At 61.1% G+C, this 17,887-nt stretch carries 19 protein-coding genes and 2 tRNA genes; 17 read left to right on the forward strand and 4 right to left on the reverse strand.

Annotation, left to right across the window (positions count from 1 at the left end; genetic code table 11):
- The first annotated feature begins 50 nt into the window (after positions 1-50).
- Both AC1DTQ_RS03025 and tadA read left to right on the forward strand, forming a co-directional pair.
- Positions 51-1,037 carry an aldo/keto reductase gene (locus AC1DTQ_RS03025; RefSeq protein WP_477847843.1) on the forward strand — a complete coding sequence of 329 codons (987 nt, stop codon included), beginning with the start codon at positions 51-53 and terminating at the stop codon, positions 1,035-1,037.
- A gap of 81 nt (positions 1,038-1,118) precedes the next feature.
- Positions 1,119-1,595: a tRNA adenosine(34) deaminase TadA gene (tadA, locus tag AC1DTQ_RS03030; protein ID WP_477847845.1), complete on the forward strand. Its 477-nt coding sequence runs from the start codon at positions 1,119-1,121 to the stop codon at positions 1,593-1,595.
- Here the strand turns inward: tadA and AC1DTQ_RS03035 are convergent.
- Positions 1,584-2,072, reverse strand: a complete 489-nt coding sequence (locus AC1DTQ_RS03035) for a DUF2721 domain-containing protein (RefSeq protein ID WP_477847847.1) — start codon at positions 2,070-2,072, stop codon at positions 1,584-1,586. The two genes, tadA and AC1DTQ_RS03035, sit on opposite strands and share 12 nt — an antisense overlap.
- A gap of 105 nt (positions 2,073-2,177) precedes the next feature.
- Between AC1DTQ_RS03035 and orn the strand changes: the two genes are divergently transcribed.
- Positions 2,178-2,738, forward strand: coding sequence for an oligoribonuclease (orn, locus tag AC1DTQ_RS03040; protein ID WP_477847849.1), 561 nt, complete (start codon positions 2,178-2,180; stop codon positions 2,736-2,738).
- A 101-nt stretch (positions 2,739-2,839) separates the two neighbouring features.
- Here the strand turns inward: orn and AC1DTQ_RS03045 are convergent, their stop codons facing one another.
- Together AC1DTQ_RS03045 and ppsA are read right to left on the reverse strand one after the other, a co-directional pair.
- Positions 2,840-3,775, reverse strand: coding sequence for a mechanosensitive ion channel family protein (locus tag AC1DTQ_RS03045; protein ID WP_477847851.1), 936 nt, complete (start codon positions 3,773-3,775; stop codon positions 2,840-2,842).
- Positions 3,772-6,144, reverse strand: coding sequence for a phosphoenolpyruvate synthase (gene ppsA / locus AC1DTQ_RS03050; RefSeq protein WP_477847853.1), 2,373 nt, complete (start codon positions 6,142-6,144; stop codon positions 3,772-3,774). The genes AC1DTQ_RS03045 and ppsA overlap by 4 nt, the downstream gene beginning before the upstream one ends.
- A gap of 147 nt (positions 6,145-6,291) precedes the next feature.
- On the opposite strand from ppsA, the gene ppsR reads away from it, so the two are divergent.
- From ppsR to AC1DTQ_RS03080, 6 genes are all read left to right on the forward strand, one after another.
- Positions 6,292-7,113, forward strand: coding sequence for a posphoenolpyruvate synthetase regulatory kinase/phosphorylase PpsR (gene ppsR, locus AC1DTQ_RS03055; RefSeq protein ID WP_477847855.1), 822 nt, complete (start codon positions 6,292-6,294; stop codon positions 7,111-7,113).
- Between the two features lie 141 nt (positions 7,114-7,254).
- Positions 7,255-7,749: a DUF1249 domain-containing protein gene (locus tag AC1DTQ_RS03060; protein WP_477847857.1), complete on the forward strand. Its 495-nt coding sequence runs from the start codon at positions 7,255-7,257 to the stop codon at positions 7,747-7,749.
- A gap of 118 nt (positions 7,750-7,867) precedes the next feature.
- A tRNA-Ala gene (locus tag AC1DTQ_RS03065) sits at positions 7,868-7,943 on the forward strand.
- 48 nt (positions 7,944-7,991) lie between these two features.
- A tRNA-Glu gene (locus AC1DTQ_RS03070) sits at positions 7,992-8,067 on the forward strand.
- A gap of 78 nt (positions 8,068-8,145) precedes the next feature.
- On the forward strand, positions 8,146-8,733 hold the full coding sequence (locus AC1DTQ_RS03075; RefSeq protein ID WP_477847859.1) for a hypothetical protein: 588 nt from the start codon (positions 8,146-8,148) through the stop codon (positions 8,731-8,733).
- A gap of 90 nt (positions 8,734-8,823) precedes the next feature.
- Positions 8,824-9,237, forward strand: coding sequence for a DUF6869 domain-containing protein (locus AC1DTQ_RS03080; protein WP_477847861.1), 414 nt, complete (start codon positions 8,824-8,826; stop codon positions 9,235-9,237).
- Positions 9,238-9,708: 471 nt separating this feature from the next.
- On the opposite strand, the gene AC1DTQ_RS03085 is transcribed toward AC1DTQ_RS03080, so the two are convergent.
- Positions 9,709-10,527: an IclR family transcriptional regulator gene (locus AC1DTQ_RS03085; protein ID WP_477847862.1), complete on the reverse strand. Its 819-nt coding sequence runs from the start codon at positions 10,525-10,527 to the stop codon at positions 9,709-9,711.
- 287 nt (positions 10,528-10,814) lie between these two features.
- On the opposite strand from AC1DTQ_RS03085, the gene AC1DTQ_RS03090 reads away from it, so the two are divergent.
- From AC1DTQ_RS03090 to AC1DTQ_RS03125, 8 genes are all read left to right on the forward strand, one after another.
- On the forward strand, positions 10,815-11,882 hold the full coding sequence (locus AC1DTQ_RS03090; RefSeq protein WP_477847863.1) for a phosphotransferase: 1,068 nt from the start codon (positions 10,815-10,817) through the stop codon (positions 11,880-11,882).
- 35 nt (positions 11,883-11,917) lie between these two features.
- Positions 11,918-13,744 (forward strand): acyl-CoA dehydrogenase, encoded by a 1,827-nt coding sequence (locus AC1DTQ_RS03095; protein ID WP_477847864.1) that lies wholly within the window; start codon positions 11,918-11,920, stop codon positions 13,742-13,744.
- Between the two features lie 30 nt (positions 13,745-13,774).
- On the forward strand, positions 13,775-14,554 hold the full coding sequence (locus AC1DTQ_RS03100) for an SDR family oxidoreductase (protein WP_477847866.1): 780 nt from the start codon (positions 13,775-13,777) through the stop codon (positions 14,552-14,554).
- A 25-nt stretch (positions 14,555-14,579) separates the two neighbouring features.
- Positions 14,580-15,482, forward strand: coding sequence for an SDR family oxidoreductase (locus tag AC1DTQ_RS03105; RefSeq protein ID WP_477847868.1), 903 nt, complete (start codon positions 14,580-14,582; stop codon positions 15,480-15,482).
- 153 nt (positions 15,483-15,635) lie between these two features.
- Positions 15,636-15,995 (forward strand): DUF1428 domain-containing protein, encoded by a 360-nt coding sequence (locus AC1DTQ_RS03110; protein WP_477847869.1) that lies wholly within the window; start codon positions 15,636-15,638, stop codon positions 15,993-15,995.
- A 33-nt stretch (positions 15,996-16,028) separates the two neighbouring features.
- Positions 16,029-16,676: a glutathione S-transferase family protein gene (locus AC1DTQ_RS03115; protein ID WP_477847870.1), complete on the forward strand. Its 648-nt coding sequence runs from the start codon at positions 16,029-16,031 to the stop codon at positions 16,674-16,676.
- 32 nt (positions 16,677-16,708) lie between these two features.
- Positions 16,709-17,299, forward strand: a complete 591-nt coding sequence (locus AC1DTQ_RS03120; RefSeq protein WP_477847871.1) for a YceI family protein — start codon at positions 16,709-16,711, stop codon at positions 17,297-17,299.
- A 13-nt stretch (positions 17,300-17,312) separates the two neighbouring features.
- Positions 17,313-17,885, forward strand: coding sequence for a dihydrofolate reductase family protein (locus AC1DTQ_RS03125; RefSeq protein WP_477847873.1), 573 nt, complete (start codon positions 17,313-17,315; stop codon positions 17,883-17,885).
- The last annotated feature ends 2 nt before the right edge of the window (positions 17,886-17,887 follow it).

Raw genomic sequence — 17,887 nt, forward strand, 5'->3', positions numbered from 1 at the left:
GATCGGAGCCTTCTAAGTGGTCCGCACCCGCAAATATCCAGGGCAAACAGATGCGCGATAGAGTCTTCGGCCGCACCGGTCGCTCCATCAGGGAAATCGGGTTTGGCGCCTGGGCTATCGGCGACGCGTGGGGTCAGGTCAACGACGACGAGGCTATCGCTGCGCTACATGCGGCACTGGATGCCGGCGTCGATTTCATCGATACCGCCGACGTGTATGGAGACGGTCATTCCGAGCAACTGATCGCGCGGGCGCTGAAGGCCAGGGGCGGCGAGCGTCCGTTCGTGGCCACCAAGGCCGGACGGCGTCTGCCGCAGCAGACGGTGGCAGGGTACAGCGAGGAAAACCTGACGGCCTTCATCGACCGTAGCCTGAAAAACCTGCAAACCGAAGCTCTCGATCTGGTCCAACTGCATTGTCCGCCGACCGATCTCTATTACCGCCCGGAAGTGTTCGAACGGATGGAGCGGATGGTCGGGCAGGGCAAGATCCGTCACTACGGCGTCAGTGTCGAGCGGGTCGAGGAAGCGTTGAAGGCGATCGAATACCCGGGCGTGGTCAGCGTACAGATCGTCTTCAACCCGTTCCGGATGCGTCCTGCCGAGCTTCTTTTTCGCCAGGCGCAGGAAAAGAATGTCGCGATCATCGCTCGCGTACCGTTGGCCAGCGGTTTGCTCAGCGGCAAGTTCAACCGCGACACCCGCTTCGAAAGCAGCGACCACCGCCTCTTCAATCGCAACGGCGAAGCTTTCGATGTCGGGGAAACTTTTTCCGGCGTGCCCTACGACGTTGGCCTGGCCGCGGTGGATCGAATTCGTCCACTGGTATCCGGTGATGCCACGATGGCGCAACTGGCGCTGCGCTGGATCCTGATGTTCGAAGCCGTGACCGTCGTGATTCCGGGTGCGCGCAACCCGCGTCAGGCGGTGGAAAATGTCGCCGCGGCCGGATTGCCGTCTTTGCCGGATGAAGTGATGCATGAGGTCGCGCGAATCTACGCCGAGGACATCAAACCCCACGTACATCAGCGCTGGTGAGCCGTCCGCCGTCATCGATACGGGTCATGGCGCTGATTACGCTATGGTGCTCGCCACCTGCATGATTTCACCGGACTCCGCATGCTCCTCGACGACGAAATCCTGATGCGTCACGCGCTCGCCCTTGCCGACAGGGCTGAGCGCGAAGACGACGAGATTCCCGTCGGCGCTGTGCTCGTGGACGCCGATGGAAAAATCCTCGGCGAAGGCTGGAACCGCAATCTCGCCGAACACGATCCCACCGCGCATGCGGAGATCGTCGCCATGCGCCGCGCCGGGCAGAAGCTGGGTAATCATCGCCTCGTCGGATGCACGCTCTACGTGACCCTGGAGCCCTGCGCCATGTGCGCCATGGCGATGGTGCATGCACGGGTAGCGCGATTGGTGTATGCGGCCAGCGACCCCAAGACAGGTGCGTGCGGCAGCGTGTTCGATCTGGTAGCCGACTCGCGTCATAACCACCGCATCGACGTCAGGTCGGGCCTGCTTGCCGAAGAAGCCGGCAAGCGCCTGACCAATTATTTCCGGGCCAAGCGCGGAAAGCCGCTACTGGACTGAAGACGTTCCCTCTTCCCGCTTGGCGATATGACGGTGATCCATTTCCTCGTTGACCGCCTTGACCGCCAGCGTAGATTCGCGCGCCAGCAACAGGCTCGCCGCGAACATCGCCAGCACGCCCAATGCCGCGAGCACCGTGGGGAGCATGCCCAGCCGGTGCGCCAGCAGGTTATCCGCGGCCACCGCCAGGCTGGTACCGACGAACAGGCTGATGGCGCCGTACAGCAGTTGGCCTGCGCGCAGGATGATCAGGCTGCGCCGGCGCTGCAATGCGATGCGCTGCTCGTACAGCGCACGCTGCAGCGGATCGTCCAGGGTGTGCAGCTCCTTCAGCAAGGTGCGCGCGCGGTCGATGATTCTGGCCAGCCGGTTGTTGGCCGACAGCAGCAACGATGCGGTCGCCGTCAGGAAGAAGGCCGGCGCCAGCATCGCGGTGAGCGTGGCGTAGTGCGCGTACTGGTCGCTGTTCTGAAGCATGGCCTGTGCCCGTGGGGAGCTGCGTTATGATGCGACACAATGCGATCTTTCCGCAAAACACGCTCGCCGACGGCGATGCGCAGCCTCAAGGACCAAGACTCCCGCATGCCAGCCAATAACGCCAATAGCGACCGTCTGATCTGGATCGACCTGGAAATGACCGGGCTGGATACCGGCCAGGACTCCATCATCGAGATCGCCACGGTGGTCACCGATTCGAACTTGAACGTGCTGGCCGAAGGCCCCGAATTCGCCATCGCCCATCCCGTGGCGGTGCTGGAAGCCATGGACGACTGGAACCGTGCCCAGCACACCCGTTCGGGTTTGTGGAAGCGAGTGATCGAAAGCACGGTCACGCTGGGCCAAGCCGAGGCGCAGACGGTGGCGTTCCTGGCCGAATGGCTGCCGGCCAATGCCTCGCCGATGTGCGGCAACTCGATCTGCCAGGACCGCCGCTTCCTGCATCGGCTGATGCCGCGCCTGGAGAAGTATTTCCACTATCGCAACCTGGACGTCAGCACGCTCAAGGAACTGGCGCGCCGCTGGGCGCCGAACGTACTGGAAGGGGTGCGCAAGCAATCCGCGCATACCGCGCTCAGCGACGTGCGCGATTCGATCGACGAGTTGCGCCACTACCGCAAGCATCTGGCAGAACTAGCCGGGTAGAAACCCTTGTAGGAGCGACGTGAGTCGCGAAAGCTCCAAGGGCAAACCGTTGATCAACTTCTTTTGCGACTCACGTCGTTCCTACGCGCTCTACGGCGCTACTACGCCGAAGGCTTTGCGGAAACCGCGCCTCCGTCATCGGCAACCGAGCGGGTGACGATATCGCTCAGCGGCGTACCGTCGGCATTGTGGTGATACACATGCAGATCGCGCTGGGGTAAAGGCAAAGACATGCCTTGGCTCAGCAGTTGGCTGCGCACCGCTTCGGTGATCCTGTTCTTCGCTTCGCCCACATCCTTGGTCTTGGCCCAGGCGAACAGGGTCATGTCCACGCCGCCATCGCCCAATCGCGCGATATCCACCGCTGGCGCGGGATTCTTCAGGACCAGAGGATCGGAGGTGGCGATGGCCAGCAATATCTCCCTCGCCCGTGCCGGATCATCCTGGTATCGCACCGTCAACGGCACGTCGAGACGGCGCTGGGGTTTGGCGGTGAAGTTGATGATCGGGGCGGTGGTGATCATGCTGTTGGGCAGGATGATCAAACGGTTGTCGGCCGTACGCATGCGGGTCTGAAAGATGCGGACCTCTTCCACGGTGCCTTCCAGGCCCGCGATCTGCACGCTGTCGCCGTCACGGAACGGGCGCAGCATGATCAGCATCACCCCGGCGGCGATGTTGGACAGCGAATCCTTGACCGCAAGGCCTACCCCTAGGCCGGCGGCGCCAAGCACGGCGAGCATGGAGGTAGGCGGCACGCCGATGGAGCTGAGTGCGGTCACCAGCACCAGCACCATCATCACCGCATAACTAACGTTGCGCAGGAAACCGGACAGCGTAGTGTCGACATGGGCACGGCCAAGCACACGCTCCAGCCCTGCGCTGAGCCGCTTGGCCAGCCACATGCCGATCAGGAATATCAGCAAAGCGCCTAGCAGCGCGAGTCCCCAGGTCTCCAACAGTTGCAGCCAGTCGATCCCGCGAATGTCTTTCACGAGATCTTGCGGCGCTGCAGCCGGTGCTTTCGTCTGGATCATTGCGCCTTGAGTTTGGCTAGCCGCAGCCAGGTATCGACCACGGTATCGGGATTCAGCGATACCGACTCGATGCCTTCCTGCATCAGCCATTCGGCCAGATCGGGATGGTCCGACGGACCCTGTCCGCAGATGCCGACGTACTTGCCTTTGGCCTTGGCGCTCTTGATGGCCATCGACAGCAGCTTCTTTACCGCCGGGTCGCGCTCGTCGAACAGGTGGGCGACGATGCTGGAATCGCGATCCAACCCCAGGGTGAGCTGGGTCAGATCGTTGGAGCCGATGGAGAAGCCATCGAAAATATCCAGGAACTCGTCGGCCAGCAGCGCATTCGACGGCACCTCGCACATCATGATGATCTTCAAGCCGTCTTCACCGCGCTTGAGGCCGTGCTTGGCTAGCACGTCGATGACCTTGCGGCCCTCGTCCAGCGTACGCACGAACGGGATCATCACCCACAGATTGTCCAAGCCCATCTCGTTGCGGACCTTGCGCACCGCCTTGCACTCCAGCGCGAACGCAGGTTCGAACGACGGATCGACATAACGGCTTGCGCCGCGGAAGCCGATCATCGGATTCTCTTCGTGCGGCTCATAGTTGCTGCCGCCGATCAGATTGGCGTATTCGTTGGACTTGAAATCCGACAGGCGCACGATCACTGGATTAGGAGCGACCGAAGCGGTGATGGTGGCGATGCCTTCGGCCAACCGATCCACGTAAAAGCTCACCGGATCGGCATAGCCGGCGGTCTTCGCATCGATCTTGCGCTTGGTCTCGGCATCCTGGCGGTCGTATTCCAACAGCGCATTGGGATGAATGCCAATGTGGCTGGCGATGATCATTTCCAATCGCGCCAGACCGATACCGGCATTGGGCAACTGTCCGAAATCGAACGCGCGCTCCGGGTTGGCCACGTTCATCATGATCTTGAGCGGGGCGGGGGGCATGTCGGTGAGGTCGGTGGTGATGCGCTCGAAGGGCAGGGCGCTGCCGTAGATGAAACCGGTATCGCCCTCGGCGCAGCTGATGGTGATTTCCCTGCCGTCCTCGATATGATCCAGCGCATTGCCGGTGCCGACCACGGCCGGCACGCCCAGCTCGCGCGCGATGATCGCGGCGTGGCAGGTGCGGCCGCCGCGGTTGGTGACGATGGCCGAGGCCCGCTTCATCACCGGCTCCCAGTCGGGATCGGTCATGTCGGCCACCAGCACGTCGCCGGGCTGCACCCGATTCATGTCAGCCAGGCTGCGCACCACGCGAGCCACGCCGCTGCCGATCTTCTGGCCGATGGCGCGGCCTTCGGCAATCACTTCGCCGCGTTCCTGCAAGTGATAGCGCTCGATCTGCGTCGCCTTGACCCGCGACTTCACCGTTTCCGGGCGCGCCTGCACGATGTACAACTTGCCGCTGACGCCATCCTTGGCCCACTCGATGTCCATCGGGCGGCCGTAGTGCTTTTCGATGGTCAGCGCCTGCCTCGACAGCGCCTGCACGTCTTCGTCGGAAATAGAGAACTTGTTGCGCAGCTCGGCCGGCGTGTCCTCGATCCTGACGCGTTCGCCGGGTTGTTCCGAATACACCATGCGCAACAGCTTGCTGCCCAGCGAGCGGCGCAGGATGGCCGGCTTGCCGGCTTGCAGGGTGGGCTTGTAGACGTAGAACTCGTCCGGGTTGACCGCGCCCTGGACGACCATCTCGCCCAGGCCCAGGCTGGAAGTAACGAAGACCACATCGCGGAAGCCGGATTCGGTGTCCAGAGTGAACAGCACGCCAGAAGCGCCCACATCGGAGCGCACCATCAGCTGCACGCCGGCGGACAGGAACACATCCTCGTGCTTGAAGCCGTGGTGCACACGGTAGGCGATGGCGCGGTCGTTGTAGAGGCTGGCGAAGACTTCCTTGACCTTGCGCACCACGTCATCGGCGCCGGTCACGTTGAGGAAGGTTTCCTGCTGGCCGGCGAAGCTGGCATCGGGCAGGTCTTCGGCAGTGGCGGAGGAACGCACGGCAACGGCGATGTCGCCGCCGCCGTTGTCGGCGGCGAGTTGGGCGTAGGCGGTGCGGATATCGGCATCCAGCTGCGGCTGCAGCGGCGCTTCGATCACCCAGTCGCGGATTTCCTTGCCGGCAGCAGTCAGCGCGTCCACGTCCTCGACATCCAACGTGGCCAGCTTGTCGAAGATGCGCTTGGACAGGTCGTTATGGGCGATGAAGTCCTTGAAGGCTTCCGAGGTGGTCGCATAGCCACCGGGGACCGAGACCCCCAGATTGGCGAGCTGGCCGATCATTTCGCCCAAAGAGGAGTTCTTGCCGCCCACCCGGGCCAGATCGGCCAGACGCAGGTCGTGCAACCACAAGATATTCTGATTCAAGCGCAGTGCTCCAAAGCGGCCGTGCGCCTCGCCTATGACCTACGGCGAGGGCCGCGTCCATGGGAAGAATCGCTATGATGCAGTGCAAGACAAGCGCAGACAAGCTTGATTTTCCAGTGTTTTCATGTTGATGAGGGAGTGGTATCGATGTCGAACGTGCGCCCTGTGTTCTATGTCTCAGACGGTACGGGGATCACCGTCGAAACCATTGGCCACAGTTTGCTGACCCAGTTCACCGGGTTCAGTTTCGTCACCGACCGCATTTCCTTCGTCGACGATCCGCTCAAAGCGCACGACGCCGCTGAACGCATCCGCGCCGCCGGACAGCGCCACGAGGCCCGCCCCATCGTGATCCACTCCAATGTCGACCCCGCGATCAGCGAGGTACTGGCCGAAAGCGGGGCGCTGATGCTGGATGTTTTCGCGCCCTTCATCGATCCGATGGAGAAGGAACTGGGCGCGTTGCGCCAATCGCGGATAGGGCAGGCGCATGGATTGGTGAATTTCGAAACCTACCATCGCCGCATCAACGCGATGAACTATGCGTTAACCCATGACGACGGCATCGCCATCAATTACGACGAGGCGGATCTGATTCTGGTGGCGGTCTCGCGCGCGGGAAAAACGCCCACCTGCGTCTATTTGGCGTTGCATTACGGCATCCGCGCGGCCAACTACCCGCTGACCGACCAGGATCTGGAGACCGATCGCCTGCCGGCACGCCTGCGCGCCTACCGGCGCAAGCTTTTCGGGTTGACCATCGATCCGGAACGTTTGCAGCAGATCCGCCAGGAACGCCGCCCGAATTCCGGCTACGCCAAGCTGGAAACCTGCAAAAGCGAGGTTCTGGCGGCCGAGCGCATGTTCCAGATGGAGCGCATTCCCACGCTCAGCACCACGCACACTTCCATCGAGGAAATCGCGAGCAAGGTGATGTCCACGCTGGGACTGCAGCGGGAGATGTTCTAGCTTGGGGAAACACGAGAGGCCGCGGACGGGGCCGGTGCGGATCGCGCAGGCCGGAAGGCGTGCGGAGGAACCCCAAATTAGGCCGTTCTGAGCGATACGTCAATGCTGCCGCAATCGCGAATCAACGTGTAGGATCGAGCCATGCCCCAGGCCGTCGCCCGCACCGCAAGCATCCCCAAACTCAACCGTTTCGGTTGGCTGATGGCGCTGTACGCCGAGAACCACGCCAAGCTGAGCCGGTTGTTCGCGCCGGGGGATCTGGTGGAAGGGCGCTACCTGTCCAGCATCGGCGATGGGCTGGACCTGTACCTCGATGTGATCCAGACCCACCGCTACACGGTCGAACTTCGCCTCACCTACGGCCTGCGCGATCCGCAGACCGGCGAGCCCGACCCCTCCGCCTTCGTGCGCGTGTACCGCGATGCGCGCCAGGCCGAGGCCACGCACTGCTACCTGGGCCGTCGCTGGCAGGATGCGATCGGCATGTACCCGCCGCCGGCCGAGCTGATCAGTCACCGCATGCGTATGAATATCTTCCTGGGCAAGTGGCTGGACTATCTGGCCGAGCGCGGCCACGGCGTGGCCACGCTGCATCGTTGCGATGAATCCATGGTGGAAGTCGCCACGGCCGACTGAAAGACGCTGCGAAGCGGCTGTGCGCGGCACCGAATCTGAAAACAATAGTCATCTTTCTTCGTCACAGAGCTTGCGCGATGGGTGGGCGATAGCTAGAATTCCGCTCCTTCCAGCCCGTGGGGCCATAGCTCAGCTGGGAGAGCGCCTGCATGGCATGCAGGAGGTCGGCGGTTCGATCCCGCCTGGCTCCACCAATATCCCGGCAATTAGGCCTGTTCGGGGTAGGGAACAAGTTTCACTGCGTCCCCATCGTCTAGAGGCCTAGGACACCACCCTTTCACGGTGGACACCGGGGTTCGAATCCCCGTGGGGACGCCAATTGATCCAAGCACTTAGGGCTGCCGCAAGGCGGCCCTAAGTGTTTTAGGTAGCAGTTAGGTAGCTTGCGGAGACCGTATGTGCGCAGACAAGACCAGACTTGCAGAATGGCGTCAGCTACCTTTTTACGATCCGGATCCTGTCCTGCGTGGCCTAGCGGTCATCGAGGCTAATCCGCAGTTGCAGGAAATGCCATACGGAGTGTCGTCTCTCCGAACGCGAGAGCTGCGACCTTTCCAAGAGCGGCGCTTGGGCGCGCTGTTCTTTTTCCTCATGGGACAGGTCGAAAACACACAAGTGATCTTCGCTCACACCGAAAACGCCGACTATGATTTCGTGGGACATTTCGAGCGGGACGGTTATCACCACTATGTGCCGGTTCAAATGAAGGAGCTGGTGCCTGATTTTCTGAATCCGGATGCCACTTTGCAGCTTCTCATCGACGGTTTGAAGAAGAAGTACGTGGACTCCAGAGATTTAACTGTGGCGATAAATGTCAATAGAGTGGGCACCATCGTTCCTTCAGAGCTGGATCTTGAAGGTCTGAGCCTAATGGGGCTTTGGCTTTTTGGGACTACTACTCCGGACCAATCGGAATTGCTGATCATTGGCAACTTGATGTCTGAGTACTCTGCGAGCGGTGTTTACCGCTATCCGGGAAGGTGAGATATGAATGGCTCAGTGGCGGACGCGAATTCGCGATAATCCATCCACCCCGAACCATCGTGGGTCGGCTTAACGCAGGGGGCAGCTATCTTGGGAAACAAGCCGCCAGTCTTTGAAGATCTAGCGCAGCGTTGGCTGACATTCGCCTCTAATCAGCAAGCAGATTCTGATCCTGGACAAGACCCAAGCTTCGTAGCGTTCCTCGATTTCGATTGGTTAGTCGAGGAAGATCCAGAGCAGGCGTGGGCAACGATCTTACAAATCTTCCCTCAGACGGACTCATCACGAGTGCTTGGCCAACTGGCTGCGGGGCCGTTGGAGGATCTGCTTTCCTGCCACGGTGAGCTTTTCATTGAGAGAGTTGAGACCTTAGCTGCTACCGACCCAAGATTTGCGTTTCTCCTAGGGGGCGTCTGGAAGTTCAAGATGACGGATGCCATCTGGGACCGAGTAACTCGCGTCGCCAACATATCGGAGTGGGACAATGTCTCTTCAAATGGCTAACAATTCATACAATCCGAACCCTCGCGGGTCGGCTTAATTCAGTTGTCAGGTCACTATGGATATCTCCGAGCTCCCACAGGAAGTTCGCGCACATATCCCGCACGGATACGAGAGCGACGATGGACGTTGGCTCGTACTACCGTTGGATAACGGGAGTGACGACTCTATCTCTGCTGTGAACGTCTGGCTGCCTGCTGAGCCACCGTACCCATCAGAGCTTGCGCCCGTCATCTGGTTTGGAGCAGATGGCGTCGGCAACTGGCTTGGCTGGGATACCGCTAAGGCCGTTGCGGTCTTATGGAACCCGCACGATGAAAATCCTTGGTGGCGAGGCAGCGTCCAAGATCTTTGGCAGTTCATTCTGGGCGGCTATGGGCATGTTCCCTAAAAATCCACGCACTCCGAACCCTCATGGGTCGGCTTAGTACTGCGATCCGTGCGCGGCACAGCCGGGAAAAGAGATGCTTTCCGTCAAAACCTTCCCTCAGTCATTTCATAGACCTTATTGCGCAAGGCAACCAGCTTCGGCCCGAAATCCTGCACCAGCTTCTCCCGCGTCATCAGCGACACACGGCCGCTGCAATTGAACGCCAGCACCCGGCTGCGATCGGCCGAGACCATGGGAACGCCGATGGCGAACACGTCCGGGTTCCAATCGCCCAGCGAGAAACAGAAGCCGTAGTTCTCGTAGTCCTGCCGCGCCCGTACGATGCCGCTGCGGATCTTCGGCCACAGACCGGGTTCGCATTCGGCCTCGAACTCGGCCAGGTTGCGGTCGAATACTTCCTGCGGGCGTGCGGCCAGATCGGCTCGGCCCAATGCGGTCGATCCATGCGGCACGCGCGCGCCGGGTTCGAGCTTCATTTGGAAGGTGGGATCGCCCTGGCAAACCTCGAGCAAGACCATGCGCATGCCGTCGGCAGCGGCCAACATGACTGCGGATTGGGTGTACTCCGCCAGCTCGCGCATCAGCGGTCGCGCGATGGCCACCACATCGTTGCCTTTACTGAAAGCATGCCCAAGCGACAGCACTGCCGTGCCCAGCGAGTACTTCTCTAGCGCAGCCGAATAGGTCAGGTATCCGAGCGAAGACAAGGTGAAGGTCAGTCGCGAAACGGTGGCCTTGGGCAGGCCTGTCTGGCGGGCCAGTTCCTGGTTGCCCAAATGCTGGGCGCCGAATTCGAAGCAGCGCAGGATCGAGAACGCGCGGGCGATCGAAGTGACGAATTGCGGGTGGCGTTCGTCAATGGAGGGGCTGAAGGCATCGAGTTTGCGTTTGGGATTGCCCATTGCCAGTACCTGGGATTAGTTCCGTATAACAGAACTATGGTTTGTCGAACGACGTCGCCCTTGCTAGGAGCGGATTGGAGTTAGAGAGCCATCCGCCAAAAAAAGCGGCAGCTTGTTTCAACTTGGGGCACTCAGTACGATGCATCGTAGTGCAGAAACTTAGTTCCATCATACAAAACTAAAGACCGCTTTCCTATGGCCATGCCGGACGCGCTTTCCTGCCTTTTGAAACCACTGAGCACCTGTGCGTCCAGCAACGTCCCGGTTCTATCGCAACGGGCGAACGCATGATCGCTGAAGCGAAGTCCGGGGCCGCGTCGCAGGATCCCTTCGACATCGCCTCGTTGGATGCTTATTTGCGGGAGCAAATCGCCGGGTTCGTTGGCCCGATCCAGGTGACTCGCTTCAAAGGCGGACAGTCCAACCCGACTTACTTGCTGAGCACTCCGCAACGCCAGTACGTGATGCGTTCCAAACCGGCGCCGGTCGCGCAGCTGTTGCCGTCGGCGCATGCGGTGGAACGCGAGTTCCGCTTGCAAGCCGCACTGGCCGGTAGCGCCGTGCCCGTAGCGGGCATGCATTGCCTGTGCGAGGACGAGTCGGTGATAGGGCGCGCTTTCTACGTCATGGATTTCGTGGAAGGACGCATCTTCTGGGAGCAGTCGCTGCCGGGCATGGAACCTGCGGAACGGGCCGCCTTGTACGACGAGCTCAACCGCGTTATCGCTGCGCTGCACGGGGTCGACTTCGCCGCGCTGGGATTGGCCGACTACGGCAAGGCCGGCAATTATTTTTCGCGCCAGGTCGATCGCTGGACGCGTCAGTACCGCGCCAGCGAAACCGGCAGCATCGCGGCCATGGACCGGCTGATCGAATGGCTGCCGCTGCATATTCCACAAGAGGAAAGCCCGCAGGTGTCGCTGGTGCACGGCGATTACCGGCTGGACAACGTCATCTTCCATCCCACCGAACCGCGCATCCTGGCGGTGATCGACTGGGAACTCTCCACGCTGGGGCATCCGCTGGCCGACTTCGCCTACCACCTGATGAGCTGGCATATCGTGCCGGGGGGGGCGATGCGCGGGCTGGCCGGGCTCGATCTGGAAACCCTGGGCATTCCCGGCGAGTCCGAGTACATCGCCGCCTACGAACGCCGCATCGGCCGCAGCGCCGCTGGCGACTGGAACTACTATCTGGCCTACAACCTGTTCCGCATCGCCGCGATCCTGCAGGGCATCGCCAAGCGCGTGCAGGAAGGCACCGCCAGCAGCCCGCAGGCCGCCGAGTACGGCCGTCAGGCAACGCCGCTGGCCGAACTGGGCTGGCGTTTCGCGCAACAGGCGAAGCGGTCCTGATGCGCGCCACGCTGAGCGACGGTTGAGGCGCGCGCATGGACTCACTGTTGCTTTCGCGCCGCGACCTGCAATTCCTGCTGTACGAGTGGCTGGACGTCGAATCCCTGACCCAGGCCGAGCGCTATGCCGACCATAGCCGCGAGACCTTCGACGCGGCATTGGATACCTGCGAACGCATCGCCACCGAACTGTTCGCCCCACACAATCAAAAGGCCGACCAGCACGAACCGCACTTCGATGGCCGGTCGGTCGCGCTGATCGACGAGGTCGGGCCTGCGCTGCAGGCATTCGCCGACGCAGGCCTGATTGCGGCCGGACACGACTACGCACTCGGCGGCATGCAGTTGCCTGCGGTGGTGGAGAAGGCCGGATTGACTTATATGTATGCCGCGAATGTCGGCACCAGCGCCTATCCGCTGCTGACCATGGGCAACGCCAATCTATTGTTGGCCCATGGCAGCGATGCGCAGATAGAAGCGTTCGTGAAGCCGGAACTGGAAGGCCGTTATTTCGGCACCATGTGCCTGTCCGAGCCGCAAGCCGGTTCCTCGTTGTCAGACATCGCAACGCGCGCCGATTACGAAGGCGAATCCGCTTTTGGCCCTCAGTATCGTGTGACCGGCAACAAGATGTGGATTTCCGGCGGCGATCACGAACTTTCCGAGAACATCGTGCATCTGGTGCTGGCGAAGATTCCGGGGCCGGACGGCAAGCCGATTCCTGGGGTGAAGGGGATTTCCCTACTACTGGTGCCTAAATTCCTGGTCAACCAAGACGGCACAGTGGGCGAACGTAATGACGTGCAGCTCGCTGGCATCAATCACAAGATGGGCTACCGCGGTACGGTCAACTGCCTGTTGAATTTCGGGGAAGGCACCGCTCATCGTCCGGGCGGGAAGGGCGGGGCGGTCGGCTATCTGGTCGGCAAAGCTCATCACGGGCTCGCTTACATGTTCCACATGATGAACGAAGCACGCATCGGTGTCGGCCTGGGTGCGGTGGCGCTGGGTTACACCGGTTACCTGCATGCGCTCGACTATGCGCGCAACCGGCCGCAGGGCCGTGCCATCGGCAATGAAGGTAAGGATCCTTCCAGTCCGCAGATCCGCATCATCAATCACGCCGACGTCAAACGCATGCTGCTGGCGCAGAAGTCGTACGTGGAAGGCGCACTGGCCTTCAATCTGTACTGCGCGCGGCTGGTCGACGAAGCGCGGGTGACCGTCGATGCGGATGAGCGCGCGCAGTTGACGCTGTTGCTCGATATCCTGACGCCCATCGCCAAGAGCTGGCCTTCGCAGTGGTGTTTGGTCGCCAACGACCTAGCCATTCAAGTGCACGGCGGCTACGGCTATACGCGCGAGTACAAGGTGGAGCAGTTCTACCGCGACAATCGCCTCAATCCCATCCACGAAGGGACCCACGGCATCCAGGGACTGGACCTGCTCGGTCGCAAGGTGGTGATGGAAAACGGCGCTGCTTTCAAGTTGTTCGCAGGTCGCGTGGCGGAAACCGCCGGCAAGGCGCACGCGCATGAAAGCCTCTCCGGATTCGCCGATGCTCTCGAGCTCCGGTTTCGACGACTTACCGAAGTGACGCGCACCTTGTGGTCGGCAGGCGATGCGCAGCTGACCCTGGCCAATGCGAGTGTCTATCTGGAAGCCTTCGGCCATATCGCCATCGCCTGGATATGGCTGGAACAAGGCCTGGCGGCGGGAACGAAGGAGGGCGATTTCTACGAGGGGAAGCGTAGCGCCATGCGCTATTTCTTCCGCTGGGAACTGCCCAAGGTCGACGCCCAACTCAACCTGCTGGCCAGCCTGGATCGCACCGCGCTGGATATGCAAGACGCTTTTTTCTGATCTATCCATTCGCAAGAGAAGGCATAGGACATGGCTGACAAGAATATTTTCGACCTCACCGGAAAGACCGCGCTGGTAACCGGCGGTTCGCGCGGCTTGGGTCTACAGATGGCGGAAGCGCTGGGAAGCTATGGCGCCAGGATCGTGCTATCCGCGCGCAAGCCCGATGAACTGGAGCAGGCGCAAGCGCATCTGCAGAAACTGGGAATAGAAGCCGACTGGGTCGCCGCTGATGGCTCCAAAGACGCCGATATCGCCGCATTGGCCGACGCTGCACTGGAGAAGCTCGGCCACGTCGACATCCTCGTCAACAATGCGGGCGCCAGTTGGGGAGCGCCCGCCGAGGACTATCCGGCCGAAGCCTGGGACAAGGTATTCAATCTCAACATCCGCGGCCTGTTCCTGCTCACGCAGCAGATCGGCAAGCGATCGATGATCCCACGCAAGTACGGCCGCATCCTCAACATCGCTTCCATTGCGGGCCTGCGCGGCAACCCGCCCGGCGCCATGCAGACCATCGCCTATAACACCAGCAAAGGCGCGCTGGTGAACTTCACTCGCGCGCTAGCAGGGGAGTGGGGCAAGTATGGAATCACCGTCAACGCGTTGGCCCCCGGGTTCTTCCCGTCGAAGATGTCGCAAGTGCTGATCAAGACCCTGGGCGAGGAAATGCTGATCGGCAATTCTCCGCTACAAAGACTGGGCGACGACGAGGACCTGAAGGGTGCGACGCTGTTATTCGCTTCCGATGCGGGCAAGCACATCACCGGACAGATACTGGCGGTCGATGGCGGCTACAGCGCGGTCTGATCCGACTATCGCCTGGGAGGGCACGATGAACGATTTCAAGGGCAAGGTGGCGGTGATCACGGGCGCGGGTTCGGGTTTCGGCCGTGAGTTCGCGCGCATCGGCGCATCGTTAGGAATGAAACTGGTGCTGGCCGATATCCAGCCCGACGCACTCGAGGAAACGCGCACCGAAGTGGAAGCGCACGGGGCAGAGGTCCTTGCACGCGTTGTGGACGTATCCGATGGCGCCCAAATCGAAGCGCTTGCGGCAGCGACCCTGGAGACTTTCGGCGGCGTGCACCTGCTGTTCAACAACGCCGGCATCGGCGCCGCTGGGTTGGTCTGGGAAAACACGGTGCGCGACTGGGAGTGGGCGCTGGGCGTGAATCTTTGGGGCGTCATCCACGGTGTGCGTGCCTTCACGCCGTTGATGCTGGCTGCCGCCAAGGCCGATCCCAACTATCGCGGCCACATCGTCAACACCGCATCGATGGCCGGATTGTTGAATCAGCCCAACCTCGGTGCCTACAACGTGTCCAAGCATGCGGTGGTGTCCCTGAGCGAGACGCTTTTCCACGATCTGTCCCTGGTGACCGATCAAGTGCATTGCTCGGTGCTTTGTCCTTATTTCGTGCCCACCGGCATCCATCAGTCGCATCGCAACCGACCGGCAGATCTGGCCAACGCGACCCCAGCCACCCGTTCGCAACTGATCGCCCAGGCCATGATCAGCAAGGCGGTCACCTCGGGGAAACTCACCGCTGCGGATATCGCCGAGCGTACCTTCGAAGCGATAAGAAACGATTCCTTCTACATCGTTTCGCATCCGGACGCGTTGGACGGCGTCCGCCAGCAGGCCGAGGACATAGTTGCGTTGCGCAACCCGACCGATCCCTTTGCGCACAAGCCGGAACTGCGTGCGCAGCTCGAGGCTGCGTTGAGGGTCTGACCGGCCGCTATTCCGCCGCTCCGGTGGCGGTTGCCCTTCCTCAACTGGCTGAACGAAAGCGATTTCCGTCTGGATCCTTGTCGATTCCGGGATCGCTCGTTCGATGCATAGGTATCCAGCCCGGAAAGGGCACCAACCGAGGAAGAGGGTTTCATGAGCTACGTCGACGGATTCGTACTGGCAGTACCGACCAAGAAGCTGGCTGCCTACCGCACCCTGTCCCGCAAAGCGGGGAAGATATGGATGGAGTACGGGGCGCTTTCCTATATCGAGTGCGCTGGCGACGATGTGCCGCCGGGCAAGCTCACCTCGTTTCCGCTGGCGGTGAAACTGAAGAAGGACGAGACCGTGGTGTTCTCCTGGATCGTGTACAAGTCGCGTTCCCAGCGGGACAGGATCAACAAGAAGGTAATGGCCGACCCGCGGCTGGGCAGCATGATGGATCCCAAGAAACTGCCCTTCGACGGCAAGCGCATGATCTTCGGCGGCTTCAAGAGCATCGTCGAGCTCTGATCGCCGCTGCGGCTTGGCCAAGGAGAGATAAGTATGTCGTTAGTGCTCCACTACCACCCGCTCGCGTCGTTCTGTCACAAAGCGCTGATTGCGCTGTATGAGAACGAGGTGTCGTTCGTCCCCAAACTGGTGGATCTGGGGGATCCGACGCAACGCGCCGAGTTCCTCCGTGTGTGGCCGATCGGTAAGTTCCCGGTGTTGCGCGATGACGCCCGCGAAAAGACTATCCCCGAATCGAGCATCATCATCGAGTACTTGCAACAGCACTATCCCGGAAAGGTGAAGCTGATTCCCGAAACCGCCGACGACGCACGCGAAACCCGGCTGCTGGATCGCTTCTTCGACCTGTATGTGCACGAGCCCATGCAGAAGATCGTCACCGACCGTCTGCGGCCGGCGGGAAGCGATGATCCGCATGGAGTGGAGCACGCGCGCAAAGTCATGCGCACGGCCTTCGATATGCTGGAAAAAGACATGGCCCATCGCACCTGGGCAGCGGGCGAAAGCTTCGGCCTGGCCGACTGCGCCGCCGCTCCGGCCCTGTTCTACGCCAACAAGGTGATGCCGATCGCCGACCATCATCCGCACTTGGCCCGCTACTTGGACCGTTTGATGCAGCGACCGTCCTATGCGCGCGTACTGATTGAAGCCCAGCCTTACTTCGCTATGTTCCCAAGCTGACCAACCCACCGACCTATAGGAATGACACGATCATGAATAAGAAAACCCTACTCTTAGCAATGCTGGTCGCCGCTTCCGGCCAAGCAATGGCGGCACCGGTCAGTTACGAGATCGATCCGATGCATACCTATCCCAGTTTCGAAGCCGACCACATGGGCATTTCGTACTGGCGCGGCAAGTTCAACAAGACTTCCGGCACGCTGATCCTGGATAAGGAAGGCGCGACCGGCAGCGTGGACGTAAAAATTGATATCGCCAGCGTGGATTTCGGTCTGGATGCCATGACCGAGCAGGCGGTGTCGCCGGAATTCTTCGATAGCGCGAAGTACCCGCAAGCAACGTACAAGGGCAAGCTGGTGGACTTCGTCGACGGAGCACCTACCCGCGTGGTGGGCGATCTGACTTTGCACGGCGTCACCCGCCCGGTCGAACTGAAGATCAACGGCTTCAAATGCATCCCGCATCCCATGTTCAAGCGCGACCTCTGCGGCGCCGATGCTTCGGCAGTGTTCAAGCGCGATGAGTTCGGACTCAGCGCCGGCAAGGAATACGGCTTCAGCATGGACGTGAACTTGCGCATTCAGATGGAAGCGGTAGTGCCGGAGAAGGCTACGAAGCCTTGACGGAACAGCGTCCATGGGCAAGGTGGTCCTGCATTTCAGCATGTCCCTGGATGGCTATGTCGCCGGCCCGGCGGTGGGTATGGAATGCCCGATGGGGCAGGGTGGCGAGCGCCTGCACGAGTGGCTATTCAGCGAGGCCAGGAGCGACGCCGATATCGAGTCGGCGCGGGATATGCGTGCTAATGCAGGTGCCGTCGTGCTGGGAAAACGGACTTTCGATGTCGGCATCGGACTATGGAAAGACACGCCCTATGCGGCGCCTTGTTTCGTGGTGACGCATACGGCCAGGAACGATCTCGTGCAGGAGAACGGCACCTTCGTTTTCGTTACCGACGGCATCGAAAGCGCGGTGCGGCAGGCCCAGGGCGTCGCGGGTGACAAAGACGTTGTGATCATGGGGGCATGCACGGCGCAGCAGGCGTTCGGGGCCGGGCTTGTGGAGACGATCAATCTGCAATTGGTCCCCATACTGCTGGGGTGCGGAAGCCGGTTGTTCGAGCCGGACGCAGGTTGTCGGGACCTGGAATGCATACGGGTAGTCGAATCGCCGCTGGTCACGCATCTGCGCTATCGGGTTGTGCGCTAAGC

Source organism: Pseudoxanthomonas sp. P4_B2, assembly GCF_056402315.1.

Coding starts and splice junctions, on each gene's coding strand:
- AC1DTQ_RS03095 (WP_477847864.1), top strand. CDS start 11,918: ATGGACTCACTGTTGCTTTCGCGCCGCGACCTGCAATTCCTGCTGTAC.
- AC1DTQ_RS03085 (WP_477847862.1), bottom strand. CDS start 10,527: ATGGGCAATCCCAAACGCAAACTCGATGCCTTCAGCCCCTCCATTGAC.
- AC1DTQ_RS03075 (WP_477847859.1), top strand. CDS start 8,146: ATGTGCGCAGACAAGACCAGACTTGCAGAATGGCGTCAGCTACCTTTT.
- AC1DTQ_RS03115 (WP_477847870.1), top strand. CDS start 16,029: ATGTCGTTAGTGCTCCACTACCACCCGCTCGCGTCGTTCTGTCACAAA.
- AC1DTQ_RS03045 (WP_477847851.1), bottom strand. CDS start 3,775: ATGATCCAGACGAAAGCACCGGCTGCAGCGCCGCAAGATCTCGTGAAA.
- tadA (WP_477847845.1), top strand. CDS start 1,119: ATGCTCCTCGACGACGAAATCCTGATGCGTCACGCGCTCGCCCTTGCC.
- AC1DTQ_RS03105 (WP_477847868.1), top strand. CDS start 14,580: ATGAACGATTTCAAGGGCAAGGTGGCGGTGATCACGGGCGCGGGTTCG.
- AC1DTQ_RS03090 (WP_477847863.1), top strand. CDS start 10,815: ATGATCGCTGAAGCGAAGTCCGGGGCCGCGTCGCAGGATCCCTTCGAC.
- AC1DTQ_RS03110 (WP_477847869.1), top strand. CDS start 15,636: ATGAGCTACGTCGACGGATTCGTACTGGCAGTACCGACCAAGAAGCTG.
- AC1DTQ_RS03120 (WP_477847871.1), top strand. CDS start 16,709: ATGAATAAGAAAACCCTACTCTTAGCAATGCTGGTCGCCGCTTCCGGC.
- AC1DTQ_RS03060 (WP_477847857.1), top strand. CDS start 7,255: ATGCCCCAGGCCGTCGCCCGCACCGCAAGCATCCCCAAACTCAACCGT.
- AC1DTQ_RS03025 (WP_477847843.1), top strand. CDS start 51: ATGCGCGATAGAGTCTTCGGCCGCACCGGTCGCTCCATCAGGGAAATC.
- orn (WP_477847849.1), top strand. CDS start 2,178: ATGCCAGCCAATAACGCCAATAGCGACCGTCTGATCTGGATCGACCTG.
- AC1DTQ_RS03035 (WP_477847847.1), bottom strand. CDS start 2,072: ATGCTTCAGAACAGCGACCAGTACGCGCACTACGCCACGCTCACCGCG.
- AC1DTQ_RS03100 (WP_477847866.1), top strand. CDS start 13,775: ATGGCTGACAAGAATATTTTCGACCTCACCGGAAAGACCGCGCTGGTA.
- ppsR (WP_477847855.1), top strand. CDS start 6,292: ATGTCGAACGTGCGCCCTGTGTTCTATGTCTCAGACGGTACGGGGATC.
- AC1DTQ_RS03125 (WP_477847873.1), top strand. CDS start 17,313: ATGGGCAAGGTGGTCCTGCATTTCAGCATGTCCCTGGATGGCTATGTC.